Source organism: Polaribacter butkevichii (assembly GCF_038024105.1).
Lineage (GTDB): Bacteria > Bacteroidota > Bacteroidia > Flavobacteriales > Flavobacteriaceae > Polaribacter > Polaribacter butkevichii.
Map to the genome: position 1 here is coordinate 414,461 of NZ_CP150661.1, position 21,998 is coordinate 436,458.

Genomic DNA, 21,998 nt, shown 5'->3' on the forward strand with positions numbered 1-21,998 from the left:
TTTTATAGACTTTCGTAATAAGCTTTTAGTTTCTTAGACATTAGTTTACGTCTTTCTTCTAAAAACTTGGTGTAATCTTTGTGTGTAGCTTCTGTTATAAATGATGGAATATCATTTGTTTTAATATTATCTACTAAAGCAGTTTCAGTATCTAATGTGCTAACTTCATTAACACCTTGGTTTATCTGGTCTTTAATTTTCCCTAAATATTCGGTAGGTGGCATTTTACCCACTTTTATATTGGTAGCTTGCTCTGTGTACACAAAATTGGCTACTTGGTTATAGGCTTTTTGTGGATAACCGTTGTTTATCAAATATTGTTTCGGAAAAATATGGTGTATATCTCCTCTTTGTTCAATTAAACTAGTAATTGTCATAGATTTTGATAAGAAAGCTACCGAATTTTTATTTACCTGAGCAGCTAAGTACAAGGTGTACGCATTATTGTTTACACTAGAGCTTTCTAAATCGTTGATTAAACCAAAATCCCAAAAGCCTTCGCCTAAATGAGCTTGCTCCATTTGTAATAAATACGCTGCAATTCCTTTTGTGTTTATTTGTTTGATGTCTTCATCTATTCTAGATTCTGCCGAACCTGAATAACGACCAATAAATATGGATAATATCAACCATCTTTTTACATAACCCTGTATTTCTGGTTCGCTCATATTATCATCACGCAGTTTTAAATACAATGCGTAGGCAAAATTTAAACTGTTTTGAGACGAAATTAATTTTCTATTTATTAAGCCAGTAGACTTTAATATCATAACAAACCTTTGGTAATTGGTTTGATTGACAAAAGCTTCTAAACCATCTGATAATTTTTGATAACTAGCTGCTGCAATATCATTTTCATAGGTTCTAGTTTCAAAATTTCTACCAGATAATAAAGCTACTAAATCACTAAACTTACCACGACTAAATTTAAAAGTAAATGCCACACGAAGCATATCTATATAATCCGGGCAATACAAATCGTCATTATTTGTAGCTATCCATTTGATGCCTTTGTAATAATTACTTTCTGTAAAATTGGTATCGTTATCTACAATATGTTTGATAAAACCTTTATCTACCAATAAACGGCAGAAGTAATCTACCATTTTACGCATTTTGTTTCCGCCGTGTTGTTCGTCTGAAGCTATTTTAGACATTACAAAATCGGCATTACTTAATACCACCCCTTTTTGATTGATACGAATAAAAATTTCAGTTACTGTATCAATATCTAAACTTGCATCTAACTCAATAATCCCGACTTGTTGGTTTTTAACTGTTTTAAGTTTTTCTATACGTTGTTCTATTAAATCCTCATCTATGTCTGGGTTTAATGCTATATAACTTTTTCTTGCTTTACTAATTGTAATCTCATCATTAACAATAGGATTGATATTGTTTATCCATTCAGGGCTTTTTTCTTTGGCTTTATTTAAAACCTCAAAAGCTTCTGTTAATGGATTGAAAGCAATACGAATATTAATTTCTTTGTAGTTTTTATTTAATACCCTTTGACCAACTATGGCTGCGGTTAAAGCTGTAATACGTTGTTGCCCATCTATTAATACTTTTTTACCTGCTGATAATTCTCCGTTTTTTAGTTTCACATCTGGATTACGCCAAGTAATAATATAACCTACAGGATAGCCTTGGTATAAAGAATCTATTAAATCTCTTACTTTTGCCGCTTTCCACACAAAAGGACGCTGAATTTCTGGTATGGCGATATCGCCAGATTTTATCCAACTTAATAAAGTTTCTACAGGTTGTTGGTGTACGCTATATTTTGCCATTATTTTCTTATTGCTATTAAAATTTCAAGGTTAAGTCTATGGATGCTACTTATAAAAGTTATTAATTTGTGATTTCTGTTAGAAAATCTAAAAATTCTTGTTCTACCACTTCTTCAAATTCTTCTTTAGTCATTAAATCAAAAATTTGAGTATTATGCTTTTTTGAAATACGTTTCTCTTTAAAAAAGTCAACTAAATACTCATCGTCATCAAAAAAATGCACAGAACCTTCTTCTAAATGTCTGTATCTTCTTTCAATTGCTCTCGGGTGAAAATAACTTTCGATATTTGATTTCTTTAGAAGATAAGAACTACCAAATTTCTTACTAAAATTATCTACAGTAGATTGCTGCTTGACTGGTTTTTCTGGGTTTTTAAAGGATACCCCTTTATCACTATCCACAATTAAAAATAAATCTCTGCCGTTTTTCTTGAAGTAAGATATATTTATAAAACTATCAATACTACTGCCTCCAGTAGGTAAAACAAGAACCTTATCCTCAAGATTTCTAGCCAACACCTTACTACAAATCACTTTAAAAAATGTTGCATCATCTTGTCCTTCTACAAATAATATCCTTTCGAAATCATCTCTTAGGTTGTAATTAGGTTTTATCCCCAATTCATCTATTACCTTTCTTAAAAAAGTAGTATCATCATCTTTTGTTGCATTGCAATAGTTCGATTGCCCGTCCTTAGTACACAATACCACACCGTTAATACTTGTGGCTCCAGCAAAAATAGGTGAATGAGTTGTAATGATGACTTGATTTTCAACCGACATTTCTTTTAAAGCTCCTAATAAGTCGGCTTGAGCTGTTGGATGAAGGAATGTTTCAGGTTCTTCAATAAGATAAATAATATTATTGCCTTTGCTTTTTTCTGCCAAATATCTAAAACGAGCTACCATAAAAAGTCTTCTGTATCCAGTACCTTTATGACTCATTGGAATAAACTTTTCATCTCCATCAAATTGAAAACTAACGTCTACGCCTTTAATAGCATCTTTCCAATTTACTGTTGGCGTAATTTGAACAGACTTTAGAGTTGAAGCATAATCTTGCATATAAACTTGAACAGATTCAGCTTCTTTTTTCATCTCTTCAACTATTTCAGCTTCAACCTTTTTTAGTTTGGTCTCAGCTTCAGCAGCTTCACGATTAAAATAATCTTGAATTTCACTAACTGAATTGGTTTTGAATTTGGTATCAGCCTCCAAACCGTAATCTGCTTTAAACATTTCTACAGCAGGGAATAGGCTAGCTATTTTACTATCATCTTCTATCCAAAAGCTAACTCTATTAGCTTCTACAAAGTGTTGTTTAATGTATTTAATCTTTTCAACCTTTGAGTTTCTTCCTTTGCCTTCTACAGGTATTTCGATTCCGTATTTTTCAAGAATAGCGTTTAGTTCTTCATCAGGTTTGAAATATAATTGCTGAATATCTTCTTGTTCAAAGTCCTCAATTAAAACATACTCGGCTGAAAACTTTTTATCCACTTTAGCAGCTTCTCGTTTATATTTTATCGTTCCATTAAAAATAAAATCTTGCACATACTCTTCTAAACCATCCGTTTTCTTAACCTTAGATTTAAGTTTAGTCATTAGTAGTTCTCCCAAATTTTCTGACTTAAAATCAAACTCAAAAATGATAGTTTGGTCTATTTCATTAAAATCTGAATATGTTATTGGAAAGCTTTTAATATCAAGAAAAGAGGCGATTGCAAAAAGCACTATGGTTTTACCTGCGTCGTTCTTACCCACTATGGAAGATAGTTGGTCTAATTGAATAGATCGGGTTTCTTTAATCCCTCTATAATTGGTTATGGCTAGATTGGAGATATACATTTTGATACTAATTTATATTTATTAATTCCACCTTTGTCATTTTTGCTAATAAGAGACTTTGAAGTTCTTTGAGTTTTTTGTTTTCGTCTCTTTGATTATAAAATTGTTCAAAATGAAGAGTTAAATAAGCTTGCCATTTTTTTTCGATATTATCAGAAGCAATAATTAATTGTCTGTTTTCAATATGCTCTTCAAACGTAATTTGTGGAAATGTTCCCGAACGCCCTTCAGCAGCTTGATGTAATTCCTTTATTGTTTCAGGATAGATTAAGTAATGATAAATTCTTTCACTATTAAATTTATCAGTAAGTAATCTTAAAACCATTAATTTCGTTGAAACAACATAATCCTCAGAATCAATTCTAACTAAAGCATACCTTTTATTTGCAGGTCTTATTTCACTATAAAGAATATCATTTTTACTTATTGTTTTTTTTGCTTGACCTGGCATTTCTTCAACTTTCATATAATTATTGTGAAGAAAATCTCCTTCAAGTATATCCGAAGTATTGAAGAAAATAAGTTCTTCTTTCTTGAAATCATGTTTTTTAGAATGACTTTCTATAATTTCCCCTAGCCTCTCCACACTCCATCCAACAGGAATATCCTTATCCAACTCCTCATTATAAACCATTTCACCACCAGAAGATTTATAAGGTTTACCATCTACATTAGGAAACTCAAAATCTACAAACCAATGTTTGTATAAAGCTTGTGCGGTTTCTTCTAGTTTTTGGTTGAGTTGTTCGTTGAGTTTAATGCGCTTGGCAACTGTGTTGTACTCAGCTACTATCTGTTGTTGTTTTTCTAGAGATGGGATAGGTAATTGTGTATCGCATAATTCTTCCCAATCAAATACTTCTCTAACACTTCCGTGAGATTTAATCCTAGCATAACGGTCAAATTCTGGCCTTCTAAACCACATCATTAAATATTCAGAAAGTAATTTTTTTTGGTTTTCTATTTCAAAAACAGTATAGGCTTGAGAGACTAATGCGATATTATGACTTTCCAACATGGCAATACCAATTTTTTCTCCTCTTCTAGAAGTATCTGGTATATATACAAATTGATGCTTTTTTACAATTTTATATTTTTTAAAATCTGTACCAACAGTGTTAGCGATTGAAGGAATAAACTTTTTCTTCACACTTACACCTAATAAAGTAGTCACCTCTAAATATGTATTTCTAATATTTACAGGTTGTATGTAATCACCCAAACGTTTATAACTCATAACCCAAGTTTTTAAATACGTTCTGTAAATCGGTTTTTGATTGTTCTTCCTGTGCTAATAAATCTTTTAATTCGGTTTGTAAGGCCTTCATTTTTGTGTCAAAATCTATGTTTTCGTCTCGGTTTACAAATTCTATGTATTTGCTTGGGACTAAAGAGAAATCCTTTTTTTCTACTTCGGTTTTATTTGCAGAATAGCAATATTCAGGTATATCCTTATAAGTAGATACATCGGTTTGCCACATATGAAAGGTTTGAGCAATGTCTTGTATTTGCGTTTCTGAAAACTGAATGTATTTTTTCTCGAAAGGTTCGCCTTTTTGGCGTAAATCCATGAAGAGTATTTCTTCTTCACGCTTGCGATAGTTACGTGTTTCCGTTCCTTTACTTACTGTTTTTTCAGTTTTATTTTTATTTAAAATCCAAAGCGTAACAGAAATATCTGTGGTATAAAACATACTTCTCGGTAAAATAATAATAGCTTCTACCATATTATTTTCAATAAGTTTTTTACGTATTTTATATTCTTCTCCACCACCTGAAAGCGCTCCATTTGCCAATATAAAACCAGCTACTCCATTTTCGGATAATTTAGAAACCATATTTAAAATCCAACCATAATTGGCATTAGATTTTGGAGGTACGTCATAACCTTTCCAGCGTGGGTCGTCTGTTAATTCGCTTTCGGATCTCCAATCTTTTTGGTTAAAAGGTGGGTTTGCCATTATGAAGTCTGCTTTTAAATCTGGGTGTTGGTCAGCTCCAAAAGTATCGGCCGCTTTTTCGCCCAAATTAGCAGAAATACCACGTATGGCTAAATTCATTTTTGCCAACTTGTAGGTTGTATTGGTGTATTCTTGTCCGTATACAGAAACCTCTTTTTTATTACCGTAGTGTTGTTCTATAAACTTTACAGATTGTACAAACATACCACCAGAACCACAAGCAGGATCATAAATAATACCCTGGTAAGGTTCTATCATTTCGGCAATTAGGTTTACAATACTTTTAGGCGTGTAGAATTCTCCTTTTCCTTTTCCTTCTTTTATGGCAAATTTAGCTAAGAAGTACTCATACACACGTCCCACAATGTCGTTTTGCTTATCGGCAATGGTGTTTATTTCGCTTATTTGGTCTATTAAAGATGCTAGTTTTGTTTTGTCTAAGCCTAAACGAGAAAAATAATTGTCTGGCAATGCACCTTTCAGTGCAGGGTTGTTTTTTTCTATTTGGTGTAAAGCAGTATCAATTTTTAAAGCTAAATCGTCTTGTTTGGCGTTTGCTTTGATAAAAGACCAACGAGACGTTTCCATTAAAAAGAACACGTTCTTCATATTGTAGAAATCTTTCATTTCTACATATTTTTCTTGTCCTTCTGTAATTAATTCTTCTCTGCGTTCTTCAAATTTATCGCTGGCAAATTTTAAGAAAATTAAGCCTAATACTACGTGCTTATATTCGCTAGATTCTACCGAACCTCTTAATTTATCACAAGATTGCCAAAGTGTTTCTTCTATAGATTTTTGTTTTACTTCTTTTTTAGCCATTTATGTATTTTCGTGTAGTTTTTATTTTTTTTAAGGACAATAAAAGTAAGGAAACCAACTGATATATAATTACAGATTTCTATATTTATATAAAACTAGATTTCTATAAATATAGTTTTATAAAGCCTTGTTTATCTTTTGTTTTTTCACAATGCTAATTAATAGGTAGATCGCCGTAATTACGTCTACTATATTCCATAAAGTTCTACCAAGAGCAATTTTAAAAAAAGGTTGAAAGAGTAGGGCAAGAGAGATAAAAATTATCAGTTCAGTCTTATCTTTTTTTTCTTTAGATTGATATGCTAAAAAACCAAAACTTATAAGTGCTACAAACCTTACAAATTCGTAGAATCCATAAGGCATATCTAATAAGCATAACAATAAAAGTATTGCTAACGGAATTTTGATAAGTGTTAAGTTATTCTTCATGATCTTCTTTTAGACTCTTTAAAAGTTCATTATCAATTTCATTAATTAATTGAAATTCATTTGAAATATGGGTGTCAAAAAAATCTTCTTGAAGTCTAGATAAATAAGAATCACTTATAATATCTTGCTCTAAATAGTCTTCAAAATCAGGATATTTATCAAGAATAGGTTGATTTCCTATTTTCAATTTTGAACGAATTACTTTAAAAAATTTAATTTCACTGTATTCTATTTTATCATCTGCTTTAATGGTTTCAATAGCTACTTTTACAATTTTTAACTCGTTTGCTTCAGTTAGCTTAGAAGTTGTAAGTTCTTGAAAGTATTGTTTTAAAAACTGATGTCCATCTTTGTTAATAGCAATTAGTAAATTGTCCATTTCTAAATTAATGTCAATATCTCCAAAAGTCTTTTTTTCTTGATGTAATCGCTTAATTAGTTTTACTTCTCTTTTATCAATGTCTCCATCGCATGCCATACATGAAAAAGCAGTTTTAAGTAATAATTTATTAAAATTTATCGTTTCCATATTAAATGTTTTTAAAAACCAATACTCGGTCGATTATTTGTGTTTTCAGATGTTCCTTCCATCTTTGCTCTTATAGTTACGTAACTCTTTAACTCATTTAGAGAAATTGACGGTCTATTGTTATTAATAGTTTCTAATAAAATTTCTTTTGTGATTCTAGATTTCATTTTTAAAGCTTTTCTAGACGCTTCATCACTAAGAAATTTAATATCACTAGAAACATAGTTTTCGGTTGCTTTCGCTAATTCTTTATAATCTAAACCTATTTCTCTAGGCCTTTTATCTAAATATAGTCTAAACATCAATTCTCTAGCTTCAAAATCTGGTGGTGGTAGATAGATCGTTTTATCTAAACGTCCTGCTCTTAAAACTGCAGGGTCAATTACATTAGGTCTATTGGTAGCTCCAATAATAAAAACACCATCATCACCGCAATTATTCATTTGTGCTAAAAACTCATTAACAGCACTTGTATTCATGTGGTTAATACCTGTATTATTACGATTAGGGATTAAAGCATCTAATTCATCGATAAAAATGATGCTAGGTGCATTTGCTCTTGCTTCATCAAATAAACGTTTGATATTTTCTTGTGACTCATTTATAAATTTACTTTGAATATCTGAAGGTTTTATTTGATGAAAATTAAAACCAATTTCTTCAGCCATTCGTTCTGCAAAAAAAGTTTTACCACAACCTGGAGGACCATACAATAACATTCCATTAGGAATTGTTAAGCCATATTCGGCATATTTTTCTTTGTCATTTAAAGCGTCAATTACATCTAATTGTATGGTTTCTTTAAGTTCTTGCATTCCAGCAATAGCTTTAAATCCTTGTCCGTTTTTTAGATTTTTTATTTTTGGTTTAACAGTTTCAGTAACAGTTGAAAGCTGTTTAACCTCTAATTCGCCATTAATTGCCTGTATAAACTCTTTTACATTTTTAAAACGATTTTCAGCGTTTGATTGTAAAGCTTTGGCTATGATATTTTGTGTTTGCTCATCTATATTTTTGTCAAACTTTAAAGGTTTTTTACGTTCTTGTATAACAGCATCTTCTAAACTTATTTTATCAGATTTATATTTTGAAATCTCAACAAACCAAGGAGGTAAGCCAAAAAGTAAATGATAATACAAGGCTCCTACAGAAAACACATCACTTTGTTTCGAAAATATTTTATTAAAATTTTCATTAGCTTGATAAAATGGATTTAGTCCGTCCTTTAAAAAATCTTTGTTTGATTGGTTCAAATAGCGAGCATAACCAAAATCAATTATTTTTGGAATGGGAACTTTACCTGATAAATCAGTCATGATATTTAAGTTCGTAATATCATTGTGGATAATTGGATTATCTAGGTTATGTAAATAGTTTAACCCATTTAACACACCAGAAATTATATCTTTTGTTTCATACTGATTTAATGTTTCCTCTCGTTTCATTTTATCAGCCAAAGTTTCTCCACTAATGAAATTGAGTATTACAAAAGCATATTTTTGATTTTCTACAAGCAATTCTCCACTATCGTGATAGTTAACCAAATTTGGATGTTTAATTTGCTTTAAAATTTCAATTTCTAAAATATCATCATTACTATCAAACTGTGTTCTGTCTAGTCTAGAATAGCGAAACAACTTTAAAAGTTTTGTTTTTCCTTCTAAATCTTTTACACGATAGGTTTCAGCGTAACTTCCTTTTTTAAGAAAGAAGGTTACCTTGTATTTATTATCAATATTTTGACCTTTGGATAATATTTTTTTTGATATTTTCATTTAAAAAGCTTCCTCTGAATTACTAGGTTTAGTACTAAAATTACCATTCTGTTGTAATATCAATTCATATTCTAAAATGTTATTATTTAATGTCTGTAGGTTGTCTTTTCCAAAATGCTCATTGGTAATAAAGCCACCTTTTAAAGTACCACAATTAGTTTTTTTCATTATTTTATTTGGATTCCATCCTTTTCCATAATAAAAGTAGGTTTGATAGCTGCCATTTGGAAACTCAAACGTATAAGAACTATTAGAATTTATATAAGCATGTCTATATACTTTTCCATTCTTTTTAATAGTTACCAAAACATCAGAATTAACAGGTGTAGTTACCTTAATTTGAGAGCATCCATTATTTGAACAAGAATTATTAGAACCAAAACAGTAAGCATAGGGTGTATCACCTGTGCGTAAAGAGTTGTTTATATACCTGTCATAGATTGCTTTTTCTTCGCGTTCCTTTTTAAGCTTGGCTTCTCTTTTTATTCGTTTAGCTGTTTCTTCTTTTTCTCGTTCAATTCTTTTTTGTTCTTTTTGAAAAGCAACTTCTTTAGCTTCTTTTTCCTTTCGAGCTTTTATTTGAATTCTTTGTTGTAGCTCTTTTGCTTCACGTTGTTCTTTTTCAACTCTACTTTCACAGGAAGAAATAATTAATGCTAAAAAAAAGAATGGAAGAAGAAGTTTAATTTTTAATTTCATATCATTTAATTTTACCCTACTAATATAGTTTCATCACCGCTTGGTTTTTCGTTATCAGGTAGTAAATCTAATAACGAAAGTACAATAGGGTGTAATTCATCTACATCTGGGCTTTCTCCTATAATTTGTAATCCTTTATTTAAAAGAACTCTAGCTCTACTCGTATCTCTCCATTGGTATGACCCAAAATGATCATTGTGATTTCTTACAAAATTTATAAGTTGATATATGAAAGTTAATTGAAAAAAGAATCCGCTAATTTCATCTAGTAATACGGCAGCTAGCTTTACATCTTTGGTTTTTATGACTTCCTCTAATTGTGAACGAAATTCATTAACTAATTTCGTGCTTTTCTCGTTTCCTAAATCAGTATTCGCTTTTTCTAACCTGTAAAACTCTGCTTTAAGCTCTTCTTCTAATTTTGGCCATTCTGTAGTTTCGTTTAAGGCATCAATTACTTTAAGTGATTTTCTTAAATTACTTAAGACTTCTGATTTAGCATCAGTATCATTTTTATTGTTTTCAAACGACTTGTCAAGTTCCGCTAATTCGATTTCTATTTTTTGAAGTTTAGCTTCATCAGGATTTCCTTCGTCCCTTAATTCACTTACACTACCTTTAGCTTTTCTAATTTCATTCGCTAACCAAGATGTTTCTATAGAAGATTTGGTGGTATCAACCTCTATCTCCGTTGTAAAATCCAAGTAAGGAAAATAAGCTGTAACCATTATTTTTTCAGATCTATCAACATTTACTGTTAAATCTACATCGCTGTTTTCGGGTAATAAGGCAGGTAAATCTACCCCACTAATAATGATATCTGTAACATGTTCATTATAAATAGCTCTGGTACCATCAGAATTGTGTTCACCCTCATAGACAGGTATTTTTATAAAATCAGAATCGATTCCTGGGCGAATTTGTTTTTGAGTTTTTAAACCATTTTTTGTGCCAACGGCAGGAATAGATAGGTTTTTTTCTAAACCTTTAATTGATTTAAAACGTATTTTATTTGTTATTTTATCTTTTAATTCTATTCCAATATTATAAGCTAATGTTGCGTTTCCAATTTTTGAACCTTGAATTACACTAAAGTTAGAAGGTTCACTCTCTAAAATATTTCCTTTATTATCATATAAAACAACGTCGAAAACATTTGTTTTACCTTCATTTAATTGAATTTCAACAATATCACCAATAGTATTTATTTCTACTTTACCACTAGACCAAGCTTTATCACCTCTCGTTATTTCAGCAAATACTTTTTCTGGAATTTCCCCTTCTGTTTTATCAGCCAAAATTTTAATGGGTACAAATTCTTCTGTTTCAACTGTAGAAGATTCATTAGCTATTTCTAACTGTATTTTAGTTTTATCTCTTGTTTGTTCTCTTACTTCTTCAGAAATATTAACTGTTGAAGCGTACAATGCAGCACCTTTTGAAACAACAGTCATTGGATCTGCACTCGTATCAGGTTTACAAATTTGGGCTTCTAACATATTACGTAATACAGGAGAAAAGGTTGGTCCTCCAACTAATATTAAAGAATCTAAAGAAGAGCTTTTTAAATTGTTTCGTTCTAAAAGATTTTTACTTACATCGATTGCTTTTTGGAAAACAGGTCCTAGTGCTTTTGTAATATCTGCTTGAGTAACTGTAATATCAAGTTCAAATTCTTCACCTTCATCATCTTCACCAGGGATGTCTCCTAAATCAGAAAGTATATTGTGTGTATCATTAAATGAAAGTTTTATTTTTGTTTCTTCAGCATAAAACTTCATAGCGTTTCTTAATATTTGCTTTTTAGAGTCATCTGCTAAAATAGAATCTATTACAAAGTTTTCTTCTATATATGGTAATATGATTTCATCCACAATAGCAAAATCTAAATTTTTACCTCCTAAATAATTGTCCCCTTCGGTATCAATTACTTTCATAATACCTTCTTCAACTTTTAAAAGTGCAGCATCAAATGTTCCTCCTCCGAAATCAAAAACTAACCAAAAACCATCTTTTTTATCTGAACTTAACCCGTAAGCCATGGCTGCAGCAACAGGTTCTTGTAATAACTCTATATGGTCAAAACCTGCTAATTGCGCAGCTTCTCTAGTTGCTTCTTTCTGATTGTTTTTAAAAGCCGCAGGAACTGTAATTACGATTGAATTTACATTTTCATCTTTCACAAAAGATTTTAAAGTCTTTAATACTTCGGCAGATAACTCTTCAGAGGTTAAATCTTTTCCAAGATTTGAACTTGAATAGGATTTATCACTTCCCATTGTTCTTTTAAATTCGATAAAAGCATTAGATTCAAAATTACCTGAAGCTTTCATCGATTTTAACCTATCACGTTTTAAAGCATTGTATGCACTATCTCCAACTTGTATTGCTTTTTTCTTATTTATATAAACAGAAGAAGGCATTGTGTCTTTTAATGTATCAGTTTTTTTTATGGTAGGTTCTCCATTTTCCATTCTAGAAATAGCGGAATTAGTAGTTCCTAAGTCAATACCGTAGTCAATTTTTGTTCTTGCCATTTTTAATGTTTTATGCTTCTGTAACTTCAATTTGTGCTGTTTGAATCATAGTTCCCTTATAATTCACTTGCGGTTTTATTATTCTGGTTATTAATCTTTTTCCTTCTTCAAAATCTTCATCTTGAACAAAGTTTACTGTTGCTTTCATCCCTTCATTATATTCTTTACCTAACATTTTAACCAATTCATAACCGTTTGATGCAAAGTTGTCTTGAATACGTTGAACAGAAGAGCCTAATTGTTTTAATCCTTTGGTACTTTCGTCCATTCGGCTCAAATTCTTTTGAATCCTTATAACTTCATCGGCTACTTTTAAAGCTAATGAATGATCTGCTTTTTCGTTTGCTGCTGCTGGTTGTACTTTGGTTTGCTCTTGTTTTAATTTCAATTGAGTTTCTAAGACTTCTACCAATTTGTTATCCAATTTTATACTTTCTTCCTCTAAAGCTGTTTTTGTGTTTTTAATTTGAGTTTCAACATCTGTTTTGCTAGATTGAATTCGTTTACCAAGTAACCAATAAATTAAACCTCCTAATAAAAGGGTAGTTAAGGTGGCTATAATCCAATACAAACGATTTTTACTCAAATTACTATCTAGTTCAGAAAATTTGGAATTTGCGTTTTCGCCTGTTTGTTTAATTTTAGTACCTAATTCTGTTGAGTTGGTTATAATATTTTGACTGTTGTATTTTATCAATTGATTTAAACTATCAATGATATTTTCTTGTTTTTTTGATTTGAGGTTTAATGTTTTCAAACCCTTTTTTTGTTGATTTAGAATATATTGTTGATTGTTTAGTTTTTTAGTCAAAGAATTTATTTCTTGTCTTTGTTGAAAAACATCTTTTTTTATAGTTGGTATTTCTTTAACCAAAATAGAATCTTGTTGTTGTTGAGCAAAAAGGTTTGATGCTCCGAAAAACACAGCTATGAATAAAATTTTCTTCATTATTTTTTGATTGTTTTAATAAATTGATCTAAACCTTTTCGGATTATTAGATTAATACTTTGTTTGTTTTTTAACTTTTCAACTAAACTTGGTGAATATTTATAGTAGAATTTAATAAAATATCTTCCAACTATGGTTTTACTTAAAAAATCATCTCTAAAATTTCGTAATTCTATTACTTGAGGGTGATCATAATCTCCATAAGCCATTGTAGCTATGTAGCAGCCGCTATTACTGCTTGATGATGATGATGACCCATTTGTGGAGTGGATTTGTCTTCTAACACTTTCGAGTTGGCTATTAATGCCATTTATTGTAGATTTATTTTCAGAATATCTATGTCGAGTTTGGCTATTCATATCAAGTGAACCCATTGTTGAAATTACTGAAACTGCATCTGAAACAATATCTGGTAGTCTAATTAATTTAGCTTTGTTGTATTCGAGTCCACTTTGAGCTTCATTAACAACGTCTATTACCATTCCAAGAGCATTGCTCACAACAGCACTACTAATATTTAAATAAAATTCATCATTTGAGCCTAAAACAACTCTAATATTTTGTAATTTACTTTTACAAGAATTAACCAATGATTTTGCATTAGATATAGTGTCCATTGAGTTTTGAAATGATTTTAATTTCCTTGTAATGAAAGCTAAATCTTCTTTTATCGGTGCAGTTTCAGCCCATTCTTGTATTCCTTCTGTATTTTCTTTAATTCTGTCTTTTGTTTGGCTTCCGATTGCTATTGATTTAGCATATTTAAGTAACTTTAAACCTTCTTCACTTGGGTCTTTCTTTTCTTTCCATTTTTGGAAATAATCAATTCCACACTGCATTATCTCTTTAGCTAAATTGTCGGCAATCATTTTGTATTTTAAGTCGTTTGTGCCTAATAAAGATCTTAATAGAGACAAATCATCTTTAGAATTTACGAAAAGTCTTAATCCAAACTCATATGCTTCTTCTTTGTTTTGATTTCTTTTCTTTTTAGAGCTTTCAATTTGACTTTCAATATTATGAAGTGGTTCTTCTGTAAACTTTTTAGAAAGATACTTTTGTGTTGAACCATTGCAATTACTAAATAATTGTAAGGTTTCTGAACTTGAATATTGATTTTTGAATTGAATAAGTAATTCATCAATAAATTTCTCTATTTGTTTCTCGTTATCAATCGTATAGGTTTCGTTAGCAACTGCGTGAACAAAGTTTTTGAAATAATCAGATTCAATTAGTTTTATTTTTGCATCAATACCGGTTTGTATATCTGCTTGAAAATGACTTATCAGTTTAAGTGTTCCTAAATTATTAAAGGATGAGAAATTTTTTGAGGTAACTTCTTTATTGTTTGTTACTTTTTTCCATATTTCAATCGCTTTTTGTTGGTCACCTTGTTTTAAGTATTCAATAGCTGTCTTGTCAAAAGGATTTGCCTCTGCAAACCAAAATAAAGCGTAGTTTACTTGATCTTGAGATTGTTGAATATCTGAAAAAGCGTTATTTATTGAATCTTCAGTCCTTGTAACACTATCTAAAATTTGAAAATCATAATCAGATTTTATTTCTTTTCCAACTTTTGAATATGCCTTGACTCTCCCTTTTTGTCTTTCTATTTCTCTAGTAGTAGCATTTGAAAGAATTCCTGCAATTCGATAGGGATTGTGGTTTATTATATTCATAGAGAATATTTATGTTAGTAATATGTTAAAGCATAAAAGTATAGAGAACAATTGACTCGTTGTTACGGGTTTCCGTAATCGCATAAAAAAGAGTTGTATTTATATCTATTATTAACTAAAAGTCTGTTTTACAACCTAAAATCACCATAGATACTCATTTTTTTAGACTGAATTACATTCATACAACAAAACTCAAAATATAGTATTATTCAAATGTTTAATGGGTTATGAGTGGAGTTAGAGGTTTTAAAGAAGTCTCTATTTTGATATAATTATACAAATGTTTAACTATACTTTTGTACAAAAATACATTTATACAAAAGTGTATTTATATCTGTAAAAAAGCGAAGGTAAATTATTGTAAAATTTACCTTCGTTTGTATTTTAAGGGTAAAATACACCCACGTAGTTTTTCCATTTTCAAAATCAGTTGATTATTTTTATCATTTAATTAGAAATTATTAACTGATTTTGAAAATGAGCCCGAGCGGCAGGCTCACATAAAGATTAAAAAGGATATTCCTTTCCCATGTTGTTTAAGAAATCGTTGATGTCTTTTTTTATTAGAATTGGTAGTTTAGATATTCTTTTTTGAGTAGGTGTTTTTTTTAATTTATCAATTGGCATCATTGTCTGGCGTAGACTATTATAGGTTCGTTTCCATTGTGCAAAAATGTATTAGACATTAGGTTTAATAACAATATTTTCCTTGAAATTTACCATGTCTCAATAGAATGAGTTATCTGGAAGCTATTTATGTCCCAGCCATCATTAATCAAATTACTATCTATTAACTCTTTTCTGGTTGTAAATTTGTTCATTCTAATTTGTAAAAGTTAGATGTAGGAAAACCTAATTGTAGAAATATAGTTTTCCTTTTTTATATAAAACTATATTTCTATAACTATAGATTTATAGAAGAATTTAATTAATTGATTGTTTCATGTGCTAAATTTGTTTTTTATATATTAACTTTAGTTGTTATTTCTAAATACTTTTTTATTTCTACTAAAACATGCAATTACCTACAGAACTTACTATATCAATTTTAAACTTACTTCAGTTTTTAAGAATACTAGTGCAACCTATAAGTTTTATTGGTTTTGGGCAATTTTGGAGTGTGTTGATGAAGGAAAGAAAGAGATTAATAAAAAGGAGTTATTTTCTAGAATGTTAACCTTGTCTTGGTATACGGTAAATTATTTTCAAGTATCGTTTGGGAAGCAAGACTTAATTCAGAAAGCAGTTCGCAGGATAAAGGATGTTGAAAATATTAATGTTGACACTAAGAAAAGTATGATTCTTAATCTGCTTTTAGAATCTGAAAATAGCGAAACTAATTCTTTATTACATCATTTTGATAAAAATGTGCCATATAAGTTCTTGAGTCCTTGGTTAGGTTCTGGTTCTAGATCGGAGGTATATGCAAAATCTCTGGATGTAACTTTTAATGCGCCTTATAAATTATTGAAAGATTCCATTATTATACAAGATAAATGGTATAATTATTTTAAAACAAATAGTGGCATACTAAAAACCTTTTGTTATTGGAATTTAACCTTGTTTTTACAGGCGAGAAACCCTAATGTACCCGATATCCCAAATAAAATACTAAGGCCAATAATAAGGGGAAGTTTAAATAAACATAAAAAAATGTTCTGGGATCTTGTAATAAAAGAATTGGGATACATAAATTGTATATATACAGGAGAGAAGTTAGTTGTTGGAGGTTATATTATTGAACATTTTATTCCTCATCAATTTGTAGCACACGATTTAATGTGGAATTTAATCCCAGCAGAATCAAGTTTTAATTCAAGTAAGAGTGATAAACTACCTCCATTTGAAACTTACTTTGACGACTTTTATAGGCTTCAAAAAGAAGGCTATGATATTGTTAAATCCATGAAACCTAAAAATAAATTTCTTCAAGACTATTTGCCGATTTTTCCTGATCAAGAATTAAGTAAATTGAAGTATGAAGAACATATAAAACCAATGCTGTCTATCGCTCATAATAATGGTTTTCAATATATGAACTTATGAAAAACTTTCTAGAAATACCTCAGTCATCAATTATTTTTAAAAATGAATTCTTCTTCATTATTAAAGATTCTTTTCCTGTCTCTCCAGGTCACCTTTTAATTATCTCTAATGTATTAAGAGTAGATTATTTTACACTTTCACCTGAGGAGAAAAATAATTTACCTGAAGTTCTTGAAATTGCCAAAGAAATAATAAAGAGGGATTATAACCCCTCTGGTTATAATATTGGAATGAATTGCGGTGAAACTGCGGGACAGACTATTTTTCATTTTCATTGTCATTTAATACCTAGGTACAAGGGAGATGTGGAAAGCCCAAGGGGAGGGGTAAGAGGGGTTATTCCGAATAAAATGAGTTATTGATTTCTATAATTATATAACTCTAATTTTATATAATTATAGTAGTCTTACATTTTATTAAAATACTCGTTAACGTAGTCAAATGGGATTTTTTCTTGCTCAAGGCGTAAGGTGCCCGCTTTTATATAATTATATAGTTCTTGTTCTTCATGTGTTAAGTGGAGTGAGGTTGTGATGTTTGAGGTTGTACCTTTTTCGTTTTCATAGTACTTATCAAATGTGAATTTGTCCATGAAAATGCTTTTTGTTTGTGGAAAGTAGCCTCTGAATTGTGATAGGATTTCAAAACCTTGTGCGTCTAGATCTCCCCAATAAAGTAATGTTTTATCTTTAAACCAAGATACGTTCTTTAAATTGGAAACGCTAAAACCACTACCAAAAATAGTGATAGTTTTATCTATCTCAGGAAGCGTTAAAGCTGTATAGAAGGTTGTTTTGTTTTCTAGAACAATTACTCTTTCAATTGGTAAGTTGAGTGTTTCAAATTGATTTATAGGTGTTGCTATGTCTTCAAGACCATTGAAGAAACGCTCACTAATTGTTTTATCTAGTATTTTAAATCGAATCTGTGGCTCCGCATATTTTAAATTAAATCTTTTTTCAAATAATTTTTCATCAACTTTAATATGATCTAAAATTATAGAATCAAGTAAATCTTTAATTATACCTTGATTGTTTTCAATAAATTTAGTGTGTACATTAATGGGTAATTCTCTTATGTATATGTTTGGATTAGGGGTTTGTTTGAAATAACTGCAAACACTCAGAATACCGTCCCATTCTGCTTGATTTTGAATGACTTTTAACGGGTTTTTTAGTATCCATGGTTCCAGTTCAGGAAACGCTTCTTTTATTTTAGTAGTACTTTCAAGGAACAGGACTTCTTCTTTTTCTTTCCCAAGAAATTTTAAATAATCGTATTTAGTTTCAAAATAGATGGATGTAGGTAAATCTTGAGTTCCTAAATGTTTCGTTTTTACCTGTTGAAACTCTAAAGTATATCCAAATCCTTTTTTCTCTTTAGATAAGCTGTTTATTAGTAGTATTTCTTTTTCGAATTCTTGTAACGAATCTTTTTGATATTTTTTATCACCGCGAATAATAAGCTTTTCAAAGGGCTTATTTAATACTAGTGATTGTAAAACAGAGGTATATTTTCTACTGGCTTTAATTTTAATTTCTTTAGGTGTAATCATGGGGTGACATAGTTTGCTTTTTCTTCCTTAAATTGCTCAATTGGCATATCGTACAGCCAGGAGTGTCGTTGTTGTTTTCGCTCTACAAAATGTACAAAGGATATGTCATTTTCTACAATGTGAATATTATCACTTGGCGTTACAACTAGTAGTTGTAAATGTAATTGTTTGCATAGGGTTACTAAATAGCGTGCTTTTTCTTCATCTTGTGCCTTAAATGCTTCATCAATAGCAATGAAACGAAAAGAATTACTATGGAGACCATCTTTTGTTAGACCAAATTGATAGGCTATTGCAGATCCTAAAATGGTATAGGTGAGTTGAGCTTTCTCTCCTCCAGAGAGTTGTCCCATATTTTCATAAGTTTTAAACTTCTGATTGTTTTCTTTAAAAAATTCTTCAGCCTTGTAGCTAAACCAAGAGCGAACATCCATTACTTTTTTACGCCATTCTTCTTTATCTAATTTTGAAATTAATGGTTCTATGTTGTTATGAAAATGGTGTTTTCTGCCGTCTAATGATGCGTTAATTTCTCTAATGTTTGGAATTGCCGCTTCGAGTAATTTTCTAAATTCTTTTACTTCTTCGTTGATTTTAGGTGGGGCAACCAATTGTATATATGTGTTCGGTTTGCTCTTAAAATCAATGGCTCGTAATGAATCGTTTAAATGTTTAATGTTATCTTTAATGGAATCCGACCAGTTTTCAAAAAACATTCTAAAGTCGCCTACTTTGTTGGTGATGGTTTCTTGTAAGTAATCATTGAATTGTTTTTCAAATTTAGGAAGGTTATCTTTCTCTAATCTTTTCAAAAACTTCTGGTATTCGCTTGTGAACTCTAAATTTGTGGAATCTGGTAATGGGTTTACATCAGAACGCCAGTCATTGAATCTGTCTGCGATTTTTGGAGAAGGGTTTTTAAACGTATTGATTTTAAGGCTAATATCCCTTTCGTTTTGTTGTTTTTGCTTATTAAGTTCTAATATTTCCTTTGAAATTTTATTTTGAAAATCTATACGTCCATTTTCTAGTCCATTAAAATCAATACGTAATAAATCTTCATTTAGAATCTCAAAATCAGATACATCAACTTCGCCTAATTGTTCAACAATATTAATATTGCTATTTACTGTTGTAGTTATGGAGTCTATTGCTGTCTGTTTTTTTCCTTTTTCGATTATTTTTTTCTCAATTTCTGTTTTTGATTGCTTTAAATTGTTCTTAACTTTTTCTAACTGTTTTTGCAGTTGCTTTATGCGGTCATTAGTCGTTTCTAAAGTTGCTTTTTCCTCTAACTTAATTTGAATTTTACTAGCGAAAGTTTGCCAATTTATGTCGTCGTAGTTTTTAAATTGAGAATGTAGATTAAGGCAATTGTCCCTGTAAGTACCTAGTGCATTTATATCTTTATTTTTATTAGAGATATTGACTTTGTTTTCCTTTTGAAGGTTTTGTTGGGTTTTTAATTCGAGGGTTAATGCTTTTATTTTTTCTTTATTATCCCAACCTAAGACATAATTTTCTTTTCTTGTAATATGTGGGCGATCGTCTTTTTCGTGTCTTCCTTTTCGATATTTAATCAGTCCATTTTGGGTGATAGCCATTTCAGAATATTGTTCAAATTCAGATAAACTTTCTAGGCAGGTGAAATTAAATTGATTTTCTAAGTAAGCCTCAATCCACTCGTCATATTGAGTTTTAGGTTTTATTTCAATCTTATTGATTAAAGATTGGTTATTTAAATTTTTTGCACGGAAGCTATTGAGATAATCTTGGTGCTCATACTTATCGTAACGAATTCTTCCTCGTAGATTGTTGTTATTTACATATGAATTAACTTCTGAATAATACTTAGAAGGGACTATCAAACGTAGAGCGAAATTGTGAAGGATTTTTTCAATAGAAGACTCCCAAATCGCTTCGGTCTCTTTTACTTTTATAAGTTCACCAATAAATGGTATTTCTTCTCTACTAGCTCCAATATGATCAATTAATTCATCTCTTATTTCTGCCTCTCGACCAGTAATATTATTTTTGTTCCTTTGGAGGGTTTGTATTGTCTTTACTAAATCATCTGTTAGTAATTCCAGCTTATCAGCCTTGTTCTTTAAAGCACGAAGGTTTTCATTCTCATCTTCAATTTTAAGTTCTGTGCTTTGTTTTAACTCATTTGCTTTTTCCCTATTAGAAAGAAAAGTATCTTCATCTGGATTGGTAATTAATTTAACAAGTTGAGCAATTTTATTATAGTTGTCAAGTTTTCTACTTCTTAAATTTTTATCTTTAGTAAGCTGTGTTATTTCTTTTTCTAACGTTTTTATTTTACTTCCAACTTCATCTTTTTCAATTGAGATAGATATTTCTCTTTCTTCCTTGTTTAATTCATCTTCTTTGTCTCTAAGGGCTTCTAAATTCTCATTAAGCTCTTCTAACTCAACTTTACTTTTGTTTAATTCTTTTTCTCCTAATTCAATACCTTTTTTTGAAAACCAATACAAAGCCAAGCTTCTTGATTCTTCTAGGTTTTCAATTTTTATTTTAATTTCATTTAAAGTATTGGCGATTTCATCTATAGGAATAAGCTGTTTAATTTGTTCCCTTGCCTTTTCAATGTTGGTCTTGGCATCCATTAAGGTTAAAAAGCTTTCTTTTAATTGTTTGAATTCCGATTCGGAATCACGTTCTTCCAACATATTAATTTTAATGAATTCATCTAAATCCTCCAAAACTTTTACTCCTACAACTTGATTAAATAAACTTAAGGCTTTTACAGATCGCATTCCAAATAAGTTAGACATACGTTCTGCATAGGCATTAGGTCCATCAATAAATTCAACCTTCTTTTTAGAGCTATTAGAATTATACATTTTATCCAAACGTCTTTTCCATAATCCTTTTCCATCAAACTCTTTAAAATCTGTTTCTATAGAAAGAGCTACATGAGCAATACCAAATTGTCTTCTCATTTCATTGTTTGAAAACCAACGTACTTGGAAAATGGTGATTAACTTTTGGTCTTTATTACTAAAATGGGCAAGAATTACCGAGTATGCGTTTTTGTCACGTAATTTTTGTGTAGATGTTGAGTTTTTTCCTTCTTCCTGAATATTTCCGTAATGTCCGAGAACATAGGTTTCTTCAGTTCGATCTCCCTTTTTTTCAACACCAGAAGATTGATTGTAAAATCTATCCTTTTTGGCAGGAACAACCAAAGTAAGTAATGCGTCAATATAGGTGCTTTTTCCTGAAGCATTTCCTCCAGTTAGTAAAGAATTATTTCCTTTTGGATTTATACGGAATACTTTCTTGTCGAATGTACCCCAATTATACACTTCCATATATTGGAGTCTGAAACCAGAAGTTTCAGAGCTTGTA

General features: G+C 30.2%; 15 protein-coding genes. 2 read left to right on the top strand and 13 right to left on the bottom strand.

The window, feature by feature from the left end:
- Positions 1 to 2 precede the first annotated feature (2 nt).
- The 11 genes from WG951_RS01355 to WG951_RS01405 form a co-directional block, all read right to left on the bottom strand.
- The gene (locus WG951_RS01355; RefSeq protein WP_105048423.1) at positions 3 to 1,793 is read right to left on the bottom strand and encodes a GmrSD restriction endonuclease domain-containing protein; all 1,791 of its coding nucleotides are present in this window, start codon (positions 1,791 to 1,793) and stop codon (positions 3 to 5) included.
- Between the two features lie 61 nt (positions 1,794 to 1,854).
- Positions 1,855 to 3,642 (bottom strand): ATP-dependent nuclease, encoded by a 1,788-nt coding sequence (locus WG951_RS01360; RefSeq protein ID WP_105048424.1) that lies wholly within the window; start codon positions 3,640 to 3,642, stop codon positions 1,855 to 1,857.
- Between the two features lie 7 nt (positions 3,643 to 3,649).
- Positions 3,650 to 4,879, bottom strand: a complete 1,230-nt coding sequence (locus WG951_RS01365) for a restriction endonuclease subunit S (protein ID WP_105048425.1) — start codon at positions 4,877 to 4,879, stop codon at positions 3,650 to 3,652.
- Positions 4,869 to 6,425: a type I restriction-modification system subunit M gene (locus tag WG951_RS01370; protein WP_105048426.1), complete on the bottom strand. Its 1,557-nt coding sequence runs from the start codon at positions 6,423 to 6,425 to the stop codon at positions 4,869 to 4,871. Before WG951_RS01370 ends, WG951_RS01365 begins: the two co-directional genes overlap by 11 nt.
- A 117-nt stretch (positions 6,426 to 6,542) precedes the next feature.
- Positions 6,543 to 6,854: a DUF6804 family protein gene (locus WG951_RS01375; protein WP_105048427.1), complete on the bottom strand. Its 312-nt coding sequence runs from the start codon at positions 6,852 to 6,854 to the stop codon at positions 6,543 to 6,545.
- Positions 6,844 to 7,383, bottom strand: a complete 540-nt coding sequence (locus WG951_RS01380) for a hypothetical protein (protein WP_105048428.1) — start codon at positions 7,381 to 7,383, stop codon at positions 6,844 to 6,846. The genes WG951_RS01375 and WG951_RS01380 overlap by 11 nt, the downstream gene beginning before the upstream one ends.
- Positions 7,384 to 7,394: 11 nt before the next feature.
- A complete protein-coding gene (locus WG951_RS01385) occupies positions 7,395 to 9,158 on the bottom strand; it encodes an AAA family ATPase (protein ID WP_105048429.1) in 1,764 nt (587 codons plus the stop codon).
- Positions 9,159 to 9,857: a cell envelope integrity protein TolA gene (locus WG951_RS01390; RefSeq protein WP_105048430.1), complete on the bottom strand. Its 699-nt coding sequence runs from the start codon at positions 9,855 to 9,857 to the stop codon at positions 9,159 to 9,161.
- A gap of 11 nt (positions 9,858 to 9,868) precedes the next feature.
- Complete coding sequence (locus tag WG951_RS01395; RefSeq protein WP_105048431.1) at positions 9,869 to 12,394, bottom strand: Hsp70 family protein; 2,526 nt, start codon at positions 12,392 to 12,394, stop codon at positions 9,869 to 9,871.
- Between the two features lie 10 nt (positions 12,395 to 12,404).
- Positions 12,405 to 13,343: a hypothetical protein gene (locus WG951_RS01400; RefSeq protein ID WP_105048432.1), complete on the bottom strand. Its 939-nt coding sequence runs from the start codon at positions 13,341 to 13,343 to the stop codon at positions 12,405 to 12,407.
- Positions 13,343 to 15,022: a CFI-box-CTERM domain-containing protein gene (locus tag WG951_RS01405; protein ID WP_105048433.1), complete on the bottom strand. Its 1,680-nt coding sequence runs from the start codon at positions 15,020 to 15,022 to the stop codon at positions 13,343 to 13,345. Before WG951_RS01405 ends, WG951_RS01400 begins: the two co-directional genes overlap by 1 nt.
- Positions 15,023 to 16,000: 978 nt before the next feature.
- Between WG951_RS01405 and WG951_RS01410 the strand changes: the two genes are divergently transcribed.
- Both WG951_RS01410 and WG951_RS01415 read left to right on the top strand, forming a co-directional pair.
- Complete coding sequence (locus tag WG951_RS01410; RefSeq protein ID WP_245893480.1) at positions 16,001 to 17,068, top strand: HNH endonuclease domain-containing protein; 1,068 nt, start codon at positions 16,001 to 16,003, stop codon at positions 17,066 to 17,068.
- On the top strand, positions 17,065 to 17,430 hold the full coding sequence (locus tag WG951_RS01415; RefSeq protein WP_105048434.1) for an HIT family protein: 366 nt from the start codon (positions 17,065 to 17,067) through the stop codon (positions 17,428 to 17,430). Before WG951_RS01410 ends, WG951_RS01415 begins: the two co-directional genes overlap by 4 nt.
- A 44-nt stretch (positions 17,431 to 17,474) precedes the next feature.
- On the opposite strand, the gene WG951_RS01420 is transcribed toward WG951_RS01415, so the two are convergent.
- The gene (locus WG951_RS01420) at positions 17,475 to 18,623 is read right to left on the bottom strand and encodes a Wadjet anti-phage system protein JetD domain-containing protein (protein ID WP_105048435.1); all 1,149 of its coding nucleotides are present in this window, start codon (positions 18,621 to 18,623) and stop codon (positions 17,475 to 17,477) included.
- On the bottom strand, positions 18,620 to 21,961 hold the full coding sequence (locus WG951_RS01425; RefSeq protein WP_245893481.1) for an ATP-binding protein: 3,342 nt from the start codon (positions 21,959 to 21,961) through the stop codon (positions 18,620 to 18,622). The genes WG951_RS01420 and WG951_RS01425 overlap by 4 nt, the downstream gene beginning before the upstream one ends.
- Positions 21,962 to 21,998: the final 37 nt, after the last annotated feature.

What these genes read in the sequence shown, in the direction of transcription:
- WG951_RS01395 (WP_105048431.1), bottom strand. Translation starts at nt 12,394, where the DNA reads ATGGCAAGAACAAAAATTGACTACGGTATTGACTTAGGAACTACTAAT.
- WG951_RS01375 (WP_105048427.1), bottom strand. Translation starts at nt 6,854, where the DNA reads ATGAAGAATAACTTAACACTTATCAAAATTCCGTTAGCAATACTTTTA.
- WG951_RS01380 (WP_105048428.1), bottom strand. Translation starts at nt 7,383, where the DNA reads ATGGAAACGATAAATTTTAATAAATTATTACTTAAAACTGCTTTTTCA.
- WG951_RS01360 (WP_105048424.1), bottom strand. Translation starts at nt 3,642, where the DNA reads ATGTATATCTCCAATCTAGCCATAACCAATTATAGAGGGATTAAAGAA.
- WG951_RS01405 (WP_105048433.1), bottom strand. Translation starts at nt 15,022, where the DNA reads ATGAATATAATAAACCACAATCCCTATCGAATTGCAGGAATTCTTTCA.
- WG951_RS01390 (WP_105048430.1), bottom strand. Translation starts at nt 9,857, where the DNA reads ATGAAATTAAAAATTAAACTTCTTCTTCCATTCTTTTTTTTAGCATTA.
- WG951_RS01355 (WP_105048423.1), bottom strand. Translation starts at nt 1,793, where the DNA reads ATGGCAAAATATAGCGTACACCAACAACCTGTAGAAACTTTATTAAGT.
- WG951_RS01425 (WP_245893481.1), bottom strand. Translation starts at nt 21,961, where the DNA reads ATGGAAGTGTATAATTGGGGTACATTCGACAAGAAAGTATTCCGTATA.
- WG951_RS01370 (WP_105048426.1), bottom strand. Translation starts at nt 6,425, where the DNA reads ATGGCTAAAAAAGAAGTAAAACAAAAATCTATAGAAGAAACACTTTGG.
- WG951_RS01385 (WP_105048429.1), bottom strand. Translation starts at nt 9,158, where the DNA reads ATGAAAATATCAAAAAAAATATTATCCAAAGGTCAAAATATTGATAAT.
- WG951_RS01365 (WP_105048425.1), bottom strand. Translation starts at nt 4,879, where the DNA reads ATGAGTTATAAACGTTTGGGTGATTACATACAACCTGTAAATATTAGA.
- WG951_RS01420 (WP_105048435.1), bottom strand. Translation starts at nt 18,623, where the DNA reads ATGATTACACCTAAAGAAATTAAAATTAAAGCCAGTAGAAAATATACC.
- WG951_RS01400 (WP_105048432.1), bottom strand. Translation starts at nt 13,343, where the DNA reads ATGAAGAAAATTTTATTCATAGCTGTGTTTTTCGGAGCATCAAACCTT.
- WG951_RS01415 (WP_105048434.1), top strand. Translation starts at nt 17,065, where the DNA reads ATGAAAAACTTTCTAGAAATACCTCAGTCATCAATTATTTTTAAAAAT.